This is a genomic window from Actinomadura rayongensis (assembly GCF_009831215.1).
Taxonomy (GTDB): domain Bacteria; phylum Actinomycetota; class Actinomycetes; order Streptosporangiales; family Streptosporangiaceae; genus Spirillospora; species Spirillospora rayongensis.
In genome coordinates this window covers 492,240-505,815 of the sequence record NZ_WUTW01000003.1, presented here as the reverse complement: position 1 = coordinate 505,815, position 13,576 = coordinate 492,240, and the positions used below count along the sequence as shown (strand labels likewise).

The window sequence follows — 13,576 nt, the reverse complement described above, 5'->3', positions numbered from 1 at the left end:
CCTGGAGAGAAGCGGTCGAACACTTTCAGTAGCAAAGAAATAACAAAAAGTGATCTCCATCAAACGATTGACCGGCCTGTAGCGCGGTGCCTACGGTGAGGCATGGCCGACCTCGCCCCGCCCGTCCTCCCGGCGGACCCCCGCGAACGGATCATCGAGACCGCGACCCGGCTGTTCGCCGCGCTCGGCTACGACGGCACGTCCACCCGGCTCATCGCCGCGACGGCCGGGCTGAACGTCGCGACCGTCGCCTACCACGTCGGCGGCAAACGGGACCTGTACCTGACCGTCATGGAACGCGCCCACCAGGCCGAACGCGCCGTCCTCGAAGCGCACGACGGCGTGGCGGACGTGCCGGGCCTGCGCCGCCTCCTCGACGCCTACATCGACTTCTGCGTCGAGCACCCGGAGGTCCCCGCGCTGTGGGTGCACCGGTGGCAGTCCGACGCCGCCGACATCGCCGACCTGGAGAGCCGCTACGCCCGGCCGCTCGTGGAGCGCATGGCGGCGGTGGTGCGCGGGGTCGCCGAGGCGGACGTGGACGCCGAGTACGCCGTCATGACCGTCGTCTGGTGCACGCACGGGTTCTGCCGGGGCGGCGTGCCCGACGCGGCCGGACGGCGCGGCATCGACCGTCCGGCCGAGGTCCGCCGGTTCCGCGCCCACGTGCACCGACTGGTCGATCGAATGCTCGGCCTGCACTGAAGGAGCCTTTTTGCCCGCCTCCGTGCCCAGATCCGTAGCCGGACCGCTGGCCGACGGCCGTCCCGCCGCCGACCTGCTCGCCGACCTCGCCCGGCTGCGCGCCGGGGACCTGCCCGTGCGCGGCGGACGCGTGACCGCCTACGTCTACGACACCGGACGGCCCGAGATCCACGACGCCGCCGCCCGCGCCTACCTGGACCTGCTGGAGGTCAACTGCCTGGACCCGACGGCGTTCCCGAGCATCGTCGCGCTGGAGCGGGACGTCGTCGGCGCCGTCGCGGACCGGCTCGGCGGCGGCCCGGACACGCCGGGGATCTTCACCAGCGGCGGCACCGAGTCGATCCTGCTGGCGGTGAAGGCCGCGCGCGACGCGTCCCCGGTGGACGGGACGCCGCAGATCGTCGCGCCGTCCACCGCGCACCCGGCGTTCCACAAGGCCGCGCACTATCTGGGGATGGAGGTCGTGACCGTCCCGGTAGACCAAGCGTCCTACCGCGCCGACCCCGCCGCGACCGCCGCCGCGCTGACGCCCCGGACGGTGCTGGTCGTGGCGTCCGCGCCGTCCTACCCGCAGGGCGTCCTGGACCCGGTGGCCGACCTCGCGCGGATCGCGGCCGACGCGGGCGTGCTCTGCCACGTGGACGCGTGCGTCGGCGGCTGGGTGCTGCCATGGCTGCGCGAGAACGGCCGGGACGTGCCGCCGTTCGACCTGTCCGTCCCCGGCGTGACGTCGCTGTCGTGCGATCTGCACAAGTACGGGTACGCGCCGAAGGGGGCGTCGGTCGTGCTGTTCGCGGACCCGGCGCTGCGCCGCCGCGCGTACTTCGCGTCCGCCGGCTGGCCCGGGTACACGGTCGTCAACGCGACGGCGCAGAGCAGCCGGAGCGCGGGACCGCTCGGCGCGGCGTGGGTGACGCTGCGCGCGCTCGGCGCGGACGGCTACCGGCGGCTCGCGGCCGACGCGATGGACGCCGCCGACCGCCTCATCACCGGAATCGCACGAATCCCGGGCCTTCGAGTCCTGGGCAAGCCCGACGCGCCGCTCGTAGCCATAGCGTCCGACGACCCGCACTTGGACGTGTTCGTCATCGCCGACGCGGCCCGCTCACTCGGCTGGTACTTCCAACCACAGCTGTCGTTCCAGGGCGTCCCGGCGAACCTGCACCTCACGCTGACCGGCGTCAGCGCGGTCGGACCGATGCTCGCCGCGCTCACCGAGGCGGTGAACACGGCCCGCGCCGCGGGCCCCGCCACGATCCCCGACGGCCTCGCCGAGTTCGTCGCGGGCCTGGACCTGGACGCGCTGGACGACCACCAGTTCGCCGAACTCCTCACCGCGACCGGCGACGGCGGCATGGCGACGATCAACGCCGTCCTCGACACCCTGCCCCCCACCACCCGCGAGGCCCTACTGATCCGCTTCCTCTCAGCGCTCTACGCCGGCGCGGTCTAACGCACCGCCCCCCGCGACCCGCAAGCCCGCGCCGGTCCGTGCGTTACGCGGGACGGTGTGACGCGCCGCCGCCCGCAACCCGCGAAGCCCGCTGGTCCGCGTCTTGTCCGCGCTCTACGCGGGCGCGGTGTGCGACGCACTGGTGCCCGCGACTCGCGAGGTGCTGATGGTCTGCGTGGGGTGGTGGGATTAGCGGAGTCGCAGTAGGCGGTGTTGGAGGGACGGGCCGGTGAGGGCTTGGGCGGGGGTGAGTGCGAAGCGGCCCGGGCCGGCGGTGATGGTGCCGATGGGCTCGCCGGCGTTCGCCGCGTGCGGTGGGTCGCCGAGGACGTGCAGGGGTACCGTCAGGCCGCGCCAGCCTACGACCGTCACCGAGGAGGCGGCGCGCACCGGTGTTGATCCGCCTAGGCCGTCCTCGACGCGTGCCACGGTGTCGCCGGACCGGGCGACGCGTTCGGCCGTCAGGGCGTTTTCGGCCGCCGCGACCAGCCGTTCTCCGACGTTGATCGCTCCTACCGCGCTCGGTGACCGCTGTGCCATCACCGCGCCGATGATGAGGACGCTGACCGTTCCGATCCGCTTGCGTGCGGCGAAGACGTAGTTGCCGCCTGCCTTGTCGGTGTAGCCGGTCTTGCCGCCTACGACGCCGTATCGGCCGAGCAGCAGGTTGCCGGCGGGGCGTGCGGCGCCGCCGTTGTCGGGGACGAACATCCGGTTCGCGACGATCTCGGTGAAGGCCTTCACGCGCATTGCGGCCGTCAGCAGTTTCACCTGGTCGGCGGCCGTGCTGACCGTGCGGGCGTCGTAGCCGCTCGGGTCGGTGTACGTCGTGGACGTCATGCCCAGGCTTCGCGCCGTCTCGTTCATCTTCGCGACGAAGTCCACTTCGGTGCCCGCGTCCCAGCGGGCCAGTTCGTGGGCGACGTCGTTCGCCGAGATCAGCAGCAGTGCTTCCAGCGCCTTGCGCTCGGTGAGGTGCTGGCCCGCGGTGATGCCGAGCAGTGACTCGCCACGCGCTCGGCGGCCGGGCAGGTCGGCGACGCCCTGCGCCGACACCGCGTACACGGGGCCGTCCGCGCCGGACGCCAGCGGGTGCTCGTGCAGGAACACGTACGCGGTCATCACCTTGGCGACGCTCGCGGTCGGTGTCGGGGCCGTGCCGCCGGACGTGCCCATCGTGCCGAGGCCGTCCACCGCTACCGCGCTCTGGCCGTTCACGGGCCACGGCAGGACGGGCCTGGTCCCGGCGAACGTGTGCGACGCGGGCAGCGCCAGGACGAGGTCGGGTTCGGGCACCGGCCGCAGCAGCTGCCCGGTGACGACGCCCGCGATCAGCAGAATCGCGACGAGCAGCGTGACGAGCGGCCAGCGGCGGCGGCGCGGCTCCTCGTCGTAGGCGTGCGCGTACGCCGGGATCGGCGGCGGCTCCTCCTCGCGCTCGGTGACCCAGCGCGGCGGTTCCTGCTCGTACTGCTGTTCGTACTGCTGTTCGTACTGCTGTTCGTACTGCTGTTCGTACTGCTGTTCGTACTGCTGCTCGTGCCAGGGCTCCTGCCGGGGCTCGTGCTGGGGCTCGTGGCGCGGCGGGAACTCCGCCTCGAACGGCGGCGCGTAGCCCGGGTCCGGGCGGGGGTCGGACTGCGGTTCGGGCCGGAACGCGGTCACGGGCTCGGTCGGCGGCGCGGCGGGAGACCACGGGGCGCTCCACTGCCCGGACGCGCTCGCGGCGGGACGTTCCTCCGGCAGCGCCGGAAGCCGCTCCTCGACGGTCGGCGTGGCCGAACGCGGCACCGGCAGCCGGTCGGGCCGGGGCACGGGCAGCCGGTCGGACGGCGGCTCGGCCGCCTCGGGCGGCCGGGCCTGCGACTCGGGCTCAGGCATGGGCTCGGGCAGCGGCTCGGGCCGGGTCACCGTGGGATCGTCGGCGGCGACCGGCGTGACCGGCTCGGACGGCGTGACCGGCGCCGAGGGCTCGGACGGCTCGACCGGCGCGGGTGGCGCGGAGAAAGCGGGTGGCGCGGGTGGCGCGGAGGGCACGGGTGGCGCAGACCGCGAAACCCGCGCGGAGGGCCCGGGCGGCGCGACCGGCGCCGACGGCTCGGGGGGCGCAACCGGCTCGGGCGGCGTGACCGGTGCGGACGGGGTGACCGGTGCGGACGGCTCGAACGACGCGGATGGCGCGGGCGGCGTGACCGGCTCGGGTGGCGCAACCGGTGCGGAGGGCGCGGGCGGCGCGGACGGTGCGGAGGCTTCGGGCGGCGCAGGCGGCGCAGGCGGCGCGGAGGGTTCGGGTGGTGCGGACGGTGCGGGCGGCGCAGGCGGTGCGGTGGCCTCGTTGGGCTCCGCGTCCGGTGCGTCCTCGTCCTCGGGCTCGCCGGGCTCGCCGGACGCCTCCGGTTCGGCCGCGCTCGGTTCGGCGGGCTCCGGTCCGGCTGCCTTGGGTTCGGCGGGCTCCGGTTCGGCGGGAGCCGCTTCGGACGCGTCGTCGGTCTCGGGCTCCTCGGCGGGAGCCGCTTCGGCGGGTTCCTCGGGCGTGGCCGCCGCGGGTTCCTCGTCGACGGGACGGGCGTGCCGGCCGCGTCGCGCGCCGCCGGACGGCACCGCGAACTCGGCGGTCTCCGGGCGCTCGGCGTCCGTTTCGGGCTCGTTCACGGCGGCGTCCTCCTCGTCCTGCGTCCACCCACGCGGACCACACGCGGACGCAGCGGGCTCGCCGACGGACCCCCCGTGTCCCCCCTAGAGAATGCGCAGCTTAGCCGGAAAGGGCGGTTCGCAATGCATCATCGATCAAGGAAAACCTCGGCCGGACCGTGAACCCGGACGCACGTTCGCGGCAAGACATCCCCGTCACGTCCCCCACCGGGAAGGCCGGTCCCCCCATGCCCGACCCAAAGCAGCGGCGCCGCCGATGACGGCGCCGCCCGCCGTGCCGGAGACGGCGTCCGACGCCGACCTGATCCGGCGCTCCCACGACGACCCCGAGGCGTTCGCCGCCCTCTTCGACCGCTACGCCCCGATGCTGTACCGCTATGTCGCGCGCCGTCTCGGCCCGGACCCGGCCGAGGACCTCGTCGGCGACACGTTCCTCGCCGCGTTCGGCCGCCGCGACCGCTACGACCTCGACCGCGCCGACGCGCGGCCCTGGCTGTTCGGCATCGTCACCAAGCTGGTCGCACGGCACCACCGCGACGAGGCCGCCCGCTACCGGGCGCTGCGCCGCACCCCGGCCGGCGCCGTCCACGACGACCCGGCCGACGCGGTGGCCGCGGCCGTCACCGCCGCCGCCGTCCGGCCCCGGCTGGCGGGCGCGCTCGAAGCCCTGCCGCGCCGCGACCGCGACGTCCTGCTGCTGGTGGCGTGGGCGGACCTGAACTACGCCGAGACGGCCGAGGCGCTCGGCATCCCGGTCGGGACCGTCCGGTCCCGGCTGAACCGGGCGCGCCGCAAGGTCCGCGCGGCCCTCGGCGACACCGACCCGACGCGCGAGGAGGCGTGACCGTGGACGACCTGAACCTGCTCCGCGACCTCGGGCGCGCGCTGGACCGCGAACCGCCCGCGACGCTCGTCCGGCAACGGTCCCGGCTCGCGCAAGCCCGGCCGCGACGCCGGAGGCCGGGCCCACTCGTCATCGCGGCGGCGGCCCTCGCGACGGCCGCGCTCGTGCTCGTCCCGGCGCTGCTGCGGCAGAGCGGCAAGGCCCCGGCCACGCACCGGCCGGGCACCGTGAAGGCCGTGAACCTGCTGCTCGTCGGCGCGGACGGCGTCCGCGGCGATGCCCGCGCCGACTCGATCGTGCTCGTCCACCTGCCCGCCGACCGCCGCCGCGTCACGGTCGTGAGCCTGCCGCGCGACGTGGAAGCCCCGGCCGCGTGCCCGGGCGCAACGACCGGCGGACGGCTCTCCGGGACGATCCCGAACCGCTCCCTGACCTGCGTGACCCGCAACGTGGAGGCGCTGACGCACGTCCGCGTCGACCACGTCGCGATCCTCGCCTACGCCGGGCTGGTGGAGATGGTGGACGCGGTCGGCGGCGTCGAGGTCATGCTGCCCCGCGCGGTGGACGACCCGGCCAGCGGCCTGAAGCTGTCGGCCGGGCGCCACCTCGTCCGGGGCCGACCGGCCCTCGCCTACGCGCGGGCGCGGCACGGGCTCGGCGACGGCTCCGACCTGGACCGCGTCAAGCGGCAGCAGGCCCTGATGGCCGCGCTCGCCAAAGCCGCGCGCGAAAAGATCACCAACCCGGTCACGCTGGCCCGGCTGGTGAACGCGGTGACGTCCGGCATGGTCGCCGACCGCGCCCTGACCCCCGCGTTCCTGAAGGAGTTGGCAACGAGCCTGGAGCGCACCGACCCCGCCACAGCGCGGTACAAGATCGCGCCGGTCGTCCCGGACCCGCGCGACCCGGCCCGCCTGGTCCTGGACGAGAAGCGCGCCGAGGCTCTGTTCCGGACGCTCAGGTGACCGGCAGCGCGTCCAGCAAAAGACCGATCTCCTCCTCGGTGTTGTAGTAGTGCACCGACGCGCGGACGACGTCCGGAGCGGCCCCGGTGGTGTATCCGTGGCCGCTCGGGACGGCGACGCTCACGTTCACGCCCTTCGCCCGCAGCGCGTCCCGGACGTCGTCCGCCGCGACCCCGTCGACCGTGAACGTCACGATCCCGGACGGCGCCGCACCCCGGTCCAGCACGGTCACGCCGGGCCGCTCGGCGAGCCGTCCGCGCAGGTCGGCGGCCAGCCCGGTGACGCGCGAGGCGATCGCCTCCACCCCGAGGCTCGCCGCGTACCGGGCCGCGACGCCGAGCCCGATCTGCCCGGCGAAGAACCGCTCCCACGTCTCGAAGCGGCGCGCGTCGTCGCGCAGGACGTAGGTGTCCGGAGGCCGCCAGTCCGCCGCCTGCAGATCGAGGAACGGCGGGACGAGCGTCGACAGCACCCCCCGCCGGACATAAAGGAACCCGGTGCCGCGCGGCCCCCGCAGGAACTTGCGCCCGGTCGCCGACAGCAGGTCGCAGCCGATCTCGGCGACGTCCACGGGCCGCTGCCCGACCGACTGGCACGCGTCCAGCAGGTACAGCACGCCCGCGGACCGGCACAGCCGCCCGACCTCGGCGGCCGGGTTCACCAGCCCGTTGTACGTCGGAACGTGGTTGAGCGAGACGAGCCGGACGTCCCCCCGCGCGAGTTCAACGGCGAGCGCGTCCAGCGACACGAGGCCGTCCGGACCGTCGGGCACGACCGCGACCCGCACGCCGAGCGTCTCCTCGGCCCGCCGGTAGGCGATGGCGTTGCTGGCGTACTCGCTGGTCGTGGTGAGGATGCGGTCCCCGGCGGCGAACGGGACGGAGTGGAACGCCATGTCCCACGCCCGCGTCGCGTTCTCCACGTAGGCGATCTCGTCCGGGTGCGCGCCGAGCAGCGCCGCGACGGCCGGGTAGAAGTCGTCGAGCGCGGCGGCGGCCCGGTCCGCGGCCTCGTAGCCGCCGATCTCGGCCTCCAGCCGCAGGTGCCCGAGCACGGCGTCCAGGACGGGCCGGGGCGGGAGGGCCGCGCCGGCGTTGTTGAAGTGGACGACTCCGGCGCATCCCGGCGTCTCCGCGCGGACCCGGGCGACGTCGATGGTCACATGGCCTCCTCTGGCCGTGGTTCGTCAGATCCCATTCAAAGGTCGGGTTCCGTGTTCCCGCAAAGGCCGCCGTGAAATGTCGGACCCGGATGAGAGGGTCGGCGCGCCCGGCGACCGCGGTCCGGTCCGGAACAGGGGCCCGGAACCGGACCGCCGCCGGGCGGACGGGAATAGGATCGGTACGCCCGCCCGGCTCCCGCTTTCGGTGAGGTGACCCGCGTTGCCCGACGAGTCCATTCCCCTCGGCGTCCCGACCCCCGCCCGCATGTACGACGAGGCCCTGCACGGCAAGGACCACTACGAGGTCGACCGGCGCGCCAACGCCACCCTGTACGAGGGGATCGGCGAGGCGTCCGTGCGCGCGACGGCGCTGGAGAACCGCCGTTTCCTCGGCCGCGTGGTGCGCCGGCTGGCCGCCGAGCACGGCATCAGGCAGTTCCTCGACATCGGCTCCGGCCTGCCGACCATGCGCAACACCCACCAGATCGCGCAGGAGGCCGATCCGGGCGCGCGCGTGCTCTACGTGGACTACGACCCGATCGTCGCCGTCCACGGCCGCGCGCTGCTGGAGGGCGACAACACCCGGATCCTGACCGCCGACATGCGCGAACCGGCCGCGATCCTGGACGCCCCCGAGACGCACGACCTGATCGACTTCACCCGTCCGGTGGCGGTGCTGTTCATCGCGGTGTTCCACTTCATCACCCCCGCGGAGGACCCGGCGCGGATCGTCGCGGCGTTCCGCGAGCGCTCGGCCCCCGGCTCCTACGTCGGGATCTCCCACCTGACCAGCGACGGGACGCCGCCCGGCGAGCAGCGGTCGTGGGAGAAGGCGTTCGAGAACGCGACGTCCCCGATGGTGTTCCGCACCCGCGAGGAGATCAACGGCATCTTCGACGGCTACGAGCTGATCGAGCCCGGGCTCGTCCGGCCGTGGACGTGGCACCCCGACGACGAGGGCTCGCCCCAGACGACATCGCTCTACGGAGGCGTCGGCAGGAAGCGTTGACGATGGGGCATTGCCCCCGGAGTCGGAGAAGCTTACGGTCGTTGTCAAGACCACCTCGTGCTCCACCGACGAGCGAGGGATGCGATGACCGACACGTTCACCCCGCCTCCGTATCCCCAGGCACGCACGTGCCCCTACGACCCCCCGCCCGGCTACCGGACGCTTCCCCGTGACGAGCCGCTCGTCCGGGTCACCCTCTACGACGGGCGCGCCGCGTGGCTCGTCCCGCACTACGACGACGCGCGGAAACTGCTCGCCGACCCGCGGCTCTCGTCCGACCGCAGGCGCGACGGCTTCCCCGCGCTGTCGCGGCGGTTCGAGGCGTTCCGGCTGCGGCCCCCGGCGTTCATCGGCCTGGACCCGCCCGACCACGGCGCCCGGCGCCGGCCGCTCATCCCCGACTTCACCGTCCGCCGCGTCGCCGGGATGCGCGCCGAGATCGAGGCGATCGTCGCGGAGTTCCTGGACCGGATGCTCGCCGCCGGGCCGCCCGCCGACCTGGTGGAGGACTTCGCGCTCCCGGTCCCTTCGATGGTCATCTGCCGGCTGCTCGGCGTCCCGTACGACGACCACGCGTTCTTTCAGGACGCGAGCCGCCGCCTGCTGCGGTCCGACGACCCGGACGTCTCGGTCGCGGCGCGCGACGAACTGGCGGCGTACCTGCGCGCCCTCATCGAGGACCCGGAGCGGCGGGCCGGGCTGCTCGGCCGCCTGGCCGCCGCCGACGATCCGCCCGACACCGACGACCTCGTGTCGTCGGCGATCCTGCTGCTGGTCGCGGGCCACGAGACGACCGCGTCGATGATCGCGCTGAGCGTCATCGCGCTGCTCGACCATCCCGACCAGATGGCCGCACTGCGCGACGACCCCGACCTCATGCCGGCGGCCGTGGAGGAACTGCTCCGCTACCTGTCCATCGCCGACATCGCGGGCATCCGCATCGCGCGGGAGGACATCGAGATCGGCGGCCGGACGATCCGCGCGGGGGAGGGCGTCGTCATCCCCAACTCGCTGGTCAACCGGGACGGGGACGTGTTCGCCGACCCCGACGTCCTGGACGTCCACCGCTCCGCGCGCCACCACCTGGCGTTCGGGTACGGCGTCCACCAGTGCCTCGGCCAGAACCTCGCGCGGCTCGAACTCCAGATCGCACTGTCGGCGCTGATCAGGCGGGTGCCGACGCTGCGGCTCGAGGTGCCGCGCGACGAACTGCCGCAGCGCGGCCCGACGACCATCCAGGGCGTGAACGCGCTGCCGATCACCTGGGGGGCCTGATGCGGGTCACCGCCGACCGGACGGTCTGCGTCGGAGCGGGCCTGTGCGCGCTCTCCGCCCCGGAGGTGTTCGACCAGGACGACGACGGGCTCGTCACCGTCCTGCTGCCCGCCCCGGCGGACGAGGACGCGGCGCGCACCGCCGCGAACCTGTGCCCGTCGGGCGCGGTGCGGGTCACCGGCTGAGCGTCCCGGGCCGCGCCCGGCGCGGGGCGCGGCCCGGGGTCACTTCACCGACCCGGCGGTCAGCCCGCCGATCAGGTACCGCTCGACCAGCGCGAACAGCAGCACCACCGGGACGATCGCGATGAGCGACGTCGCGAAGAGGTACTGCCAGTGCTCCTGGTACTGCGTGACGAACGACGGGACGGCGACCGTCAGCGGCTTCCTGTTGTCCGAGACCGACACCGTGAGCGCCACGATGTACTCGTTCCACGCCGTGATGAACGTGTAGACGACGGCCGTCACGACGCCGGGCAGCGAAACCGGGAGCGTCACGCGGAAAAGGGCGCCGATGCGTCCGGCGCCGTCCAGGAACGCGGCCTCCTCCAGCTCTTTCGGGACGGCGCTGAACGAGCCGTGCAGGATCCACACGCAGAACGGCAGATTGAACGCCGCGTTGACGAGGATCAGCGCCTCCAGCGTGTCGGTGAGGTTCAGCGCGACCATTTCCCGGTAGACGCCGATGACGAGCGCGGTCGGCGCGAACATCTGCGTGACGAGCACCAGCAGCAGGAACGCGCCGCGCCCCTGGAACCGGTTGCGCGCGGCGTAGTACGCGGCGGGGAGCGCGCACGCCAGCGTCAGCGCCGTCGCCCCGCCCGCCACGATCAGCGACACCCGCAGATTGGTGAGAAGGGGCGCGGCCGACCAGACGTCGGTGAAATTCGACCACTGCCAGTGCGACGGGAGATAGCCGCCCGGCGAGCGCGTCAGCTCCCGTTCCGGCTTCAGCGCCGTCAGCAGCATCTCGACGTAAGGCAGCAGGAAGAACAGCGCGACGAGCCAGCCCACACCGGCCAGCAGCGCGACGCGGAAACGCTTGTTCATGCCCTCGCCCCCGGACGCCGGACGGCGCGCAGATACAGCAGCACCATCAGCAGGATGAGCAGGAAGTTCACCACGGCCATCGCCGCCGATTCGCCGACGTGCTTGTCGAAGAACGCGATCTTGTAGGTGAACGTGGTGGTGATGTCGGTGGCGTGCCCGGGGCCGCCCTGCGTCATCGACCAGATGATCGGGAAATTGTTGAACACGTTGATGACGTTCACGATCGTCCCGATGAGCAGGGACGGGCGCAGCAGCGGCAGCGTGATGCGGAAATAGGTCGTCCAGGCGGACGCGCCGTCCACCCGGGCCGCCTCGTAGACGTCGTCCGGAATGCTCTGCAGTCCGGCGAGGATGACGAACGAGGTGAACGGCAGCGTCACGAACACCGCGACGCCCATCATCCACAGCAGCGCCTGCGCGGGATGCGCCAGCCAGTTGACCGGCTTGTCCAGGACGCCCAGGTCGAGCAGCACGCGGTTGATCACGCCGGAGTCGTTGTCGAGCATCCACCGCCAGATCAGCGCCGTCATCAGCACCGACGCCGCCCACGGGACGATCACCGCCCACCGCACGGCGCGGCGGCCGGGGAACCGCGCGTGCAGGAGCTGGCCGAGCGCGAGCGACAGCACGGTCGCCGCGACGACCACGCCGGCGACCCACAGCAGCGTCCGGCCGAGCACCGGCCACAGGTCCGGCTCGTCGAACAGGTCGGTGTAGTTGGACGTCCCCGCGCCGCCGAGCGTCGTGCCGGACGAGCTGATGTCCAGCAGCGACGTCCGGACCATCTCCACGACCGGCCACAGCACCACCGCGCCGACGAGCAGCAGCGACGGCGCGAGCCACGGCAGCGGCGCGAGCGCGCGGCGGAGCCCGGGGAGCCGGGCGGGCCGGGACGACGCGCCCCGGCCCGCCTTCGTGACGCCGTCCACTCAGCCGGCCTTCTCGGCGGTCCGCTGGATGCCGGACAGGACCTGCTTCGGGTCGCCGCCGGACACGGCCGAGCCGAGATCCTGCTTCACCGCCCCGGCCACGGCGGACCAGGCGGGATTGCTCGTGGGAGCGAACTTCGACGTCGGGAGCGCGTCCACGAACTGCTTCATGTAAGGGTCGGAGCTGAGCGCCTCCCCGGCCGATTTCGTGACCGGCAGGAAGCCCTCCAACTTGAGGAACTTCGACGTGTTCTGCGCGGTGTAGAAGAAGTCGAGGAAGCGGCGGACCGCCTCGCGGTTCTTGCCGCCGTTCTTCTTGAACGCCGCGAGGACGTCCATCACGCCGAGCGTGTTGTGCTCCTTGCCGTCCCTGCTCGGCAGCGGCGCCACGCCGAAGTTCAGGTTCTTGTTCACCGGGTCGATGAATCCGGCCTTGGTGAACGGTCCGCCGATCGCCATCCCGATCCGGCCCTGCGCGAACTGGTTGAACACCTTCGCGCGGTCGGTGGTCTCCGGGTTCGGCTGCGTGACGCCCGACTTGGTGAGGTCGCGCAGATAGGTCAGCGTGGCGACGTTCGCGGGCTGGTCGATCGCCCATTTCCCGGACGCGTCCACCCAGCCGCCGCCGTTGTTCATCGCCCAGGAGTAGAACTCGGCCTGCGCCTCCTCGGGGCCGAGCGGCAGCCCGTACCCGGTGGCGCCCGCGGCCTTGATCTTCTGCGCGTCCTTCTTGACGTCGTCCCACGTCGCGGGCGGTCCGCCGAGGCCCGCCTTGGCGAACAGGTCCTTGTTGTAGAACAGCAGGCGGGCGCTGGAGATGAACGGCAGCCCGTACTGCTGCCCCTGGTACTGCGCCTGCGCGACGAACGTCGGCGTGAAGTCGCCGAGCACCTGCGGCGAGACGACCTCGGACGCCTTGTAGATCAGCCCGTCGCGGGCGAAGTCGGAGAAGGCGTTGTAGTTGAGGACGTCCGGCGTCTGCTTGGTCTGGACATAGGTCTGCACCTTGCGGTCCATCTGCGCCCAGTCGACCATTTCGAGCGCGACCTTGTAGCCCGGGTTCTTCGCCTGGAAATCCTTGATGAGGGCGTCCCAGTAACCCTTGGTGTTGTCGTCGTAGATCGCGGCGACGAAACGGATCGTCTTACCGTCCGAATCATCGCCCGAAGCGCTTCCCTTGCCGCACCCGGCGGCGGCGAGGGCCACGCTCAGACCCGCCGCCACGACGCCGATGAACTGCTTTTTCATCTGTTCCGCCTTCACTGCGGGACACGCTGGACGTGTCCCGCGATATCCCCTTTCCCTGCCCCGGCCCACCCCACCGGGACCCGGCGTGTTCCCCGAACCTAAGAGCCGGTCCGGACCGGTTCAAGGTCCGATTTCCAACCGTTATTCAAATCGCCACTGGTCCGGTCCGCACGCTGGACTGGTCCGGTCGGCCGCCCGCCGGGCGCACCGGGGTAAATGCGGTGCTTACCTTGTGCTGATCCGGCACTTATGCGCCGTCGATTAGCGTGTCCGGCGGACGGACGG

At 72.8% G+C, this 13,576-nt stretch carries 12 protein-coding genes; 7 read left to right on the top strand and 5 right to left on the bottom strand.

Annotated elements, in window-relative coordinates:
- The first annotated feature begins 102 nt into the window (after positions 1-102).
- Positions 103-705 (top strand): TetR/AcrR family transcriptional regulator, encoded by a 603-nt coding sequence (locus tag GQ466_RS19190; RefSeq protein WP_161104332.1) that lies wholly within the window; start codon positions 103-105, stop codon positions 703-705.
- A gap of 22 nt (positions 706-727) precedes the next feature.
- Complete coding sequence (locus tag GQ466_RS19185) at positions 728-2,158, top strand: aminotransferase class V-fold PLP-dependent enzyme (protein WP_161104331.1); 1,431 nt, start codon at positions 728-730, stop codon at positions 2,156-2,158.
- A 189-nt stretch (positions 2,159-2,347) separates the two neighbouring features.
- Here the strand turns inward: GQ466_RS19185 and GQ466_RS32870 are convergent, their stop codons facing one another.
- The gene (locus GQ466_RS32870; RefSeq protein ID WP_337193541.1) at positions 2,348-4,810 is read right to left on the bottom strand and encodes a D-alanyl-D-alanine carboxypeptidase family protein; all 2,463 of its coding nucleotides are present in this window, start codon (positions 4,808-4,810) and stop codon (positions 2,348-2,350) included.
- Between the two features lie 256 nt (positions 4,811-5,066).
- Between GQ466_RS32870 and GQ466_RS19175 the strand changes: the two genes are divergently transcribed.
- Both GQ466_RS19175 and GQ466_RS19170 read left to right on the top strand, forming a co-directional pair.
- The gene (locus tag GQ466_RS19175; RefSeq protein WP_161104330.1) at positions 5,067-5,654 is read left to right on the top strand and encodes an RNA polymerase sigma factor; all 588 of its coding nucleotides are present in this window, start codon (positions 5,067-5,069) and stop codon (positions 5,652-5,654) included.
- Positions 5,651-6,619, top strand: coding sequence for an LCP family glycopolymer transferase (locus GQ466_RS19170; protein WP_161104329.1), 969 nt, complete (start codon positions 5,651-5,653; stop codon positions 6,617-6,619). The genes GQ466_RS19175 and GQ466_RS19170 overlap by 4 nt, the downstream gene beginning before the upstream one ends.
- Here GQ466_RS19170 and GQ466_RS19165 read toward each other — a convergent pair.
- A complete protein-coding gene (locus GQ466_RS19165; protein ID WP_161104328.1) occupies positions 6,612-7,781 on the bottom strand; it encodes an aminotransferase class V-fold PLP-dependent enzyme in 1,170 nt (389 codons plus the stop codon). The genes GQ466_RS19170 and GQ466_RS19165 overlap by 8 nt on opposite strands.
- Positions 7,782-8,001: 220 nt before the next feature.
- On the opposite strand from GQ466_RS19165, the gene GQ466_RS19160 reads away from it, so the two are divergent.
- From GQ466_RS19160 to GQ466_RS19150, 3 genes are all read left to right on the top strand, one after another.
- Positions 8,002-8,790 (top strand): SAM-dependent methyltransferase, encoded by a 789-nt coding sequence (locus GQ466_RS19160; RefSeq protein ID WP_237418116.1) that lies wholly within the window; start codon positions 8,002-8,004, stop codon positions 8,788-8,790.
- Positions 8,791-8,874: 84 nt separating this feature from the next.
- Positions 8,875-10,065 (top strand): cytochrome P450, encoded by a 1,191-nt coding sequence (locus tag GQ466_RS19155; RefSeq protein ID WP_161104327.1) that lies wholly within the window; start codon positions 8,875-8,877, stop codon positions 10,063-10,065.
- The gene (locus GQ466_RS19150; protein ID WP_161104326.1) at positions 10,065-10,250 is read left to right on the top strand and encodes a ferredoxin; all 186 of its coding nucleotides are present in this window, start codon (positions 10,065-10,067) and stop codon (positions 10,248-10,250) included. Before GQ466_RS19155 ends, GQ466_RS19150 begins: the two co-directional genes overlap by 1 nt.
- Positions 10,251-10,289: 39 nt before the next feature.
- Here the strand turns inward: GQ466_RS19150 and GQ466_RS19145 are convergent, their stop codons facing one another.
- From GQ466_RS19145 to GQ466_RS19135, 3 genes are read right to left on the bottom strand one after another with little or no spacing between them, the layout of a single operon-like run.
- Positions 10,290-11,114, bottom strand: a complete 825-nt coding sequence (locus GQ466_RS19145; RefSeq protein WP_161104325.1) for a carbohydrate ABC transporter permease — start codon at positions 11,112-11,114, stop codon at positions 10,290-10,292.
- Positions 11,111-12,043, bottom strand: a complete 933-nt coding sequence (locus tag GQ466_RS19140; RefSeq protein ID WP_161104324.1) for an ABC transporter permease subunit — start codon at positions 12,041-12,043, stop codon at positions 11,111-11,113. Before GQ466_RS19140 ends, GQ466_RS19145 begins: the two co-directional genes overlap by 4 nt.
- Entirely contained in the window at positions 12,044-13,291 is a 1,248-nt protein-coding gene (locus GQ466_RS19135) for an extracellular solute-binding protein (protein ID WP_161104323.1), read from the bottom strand.
- Positions 13,292-13,576 lie beyond the last annotated feature (285 nt).

Excerpts from the sequence above, each read along its gene's own strand:
- GQ466_RS19190 (WP_161104332.1), top strand. The coding sequence starts at position 103 with ATGGCCGACCTCGCCCCGCCCGTCCTCCCGGCGGACCCCCGCGAACGG.
- GQ466_RS19175 (WP_161104330.1), top strand. The coding sequence starts at position 5,067 with ATGACGGCGCCGCCCGCCGTGCCGGAGACGGCGTCCGACGCCGACCTG.
- GQ466_RS19155 (WP_161104327.1), top strand. The coding sequence starts at position 8,875 with ATGACCGACACGTTCACCCCGCCTCCGTATCCCCAGGCACGCACGTGC.
- GQ466_RS19150 (WP_161104326.1), top strand. The coding sequence starts at position 10,065 with ATGCGGGTCACCGCCGACCGGACGGTCTGCGTCGGAGCGGGCCTGTGC.
- GQ466_RS19145 (WP_161104325.1), bottom strand. The coding sequence starts at position 11,114 with ATGAACAAGCGTTTCCGCGTCGCGCTGCTGGCCGGTGTGGGCTGGCTC.
- GQ466_RS19135 (WP_161104323.1), bottom strand. The coding sequence starts at position 13,291 with ATGAAAAAGCAGTTCATCGGCGTCGTGGCGGCGGGTCTGAGCGTGGCC.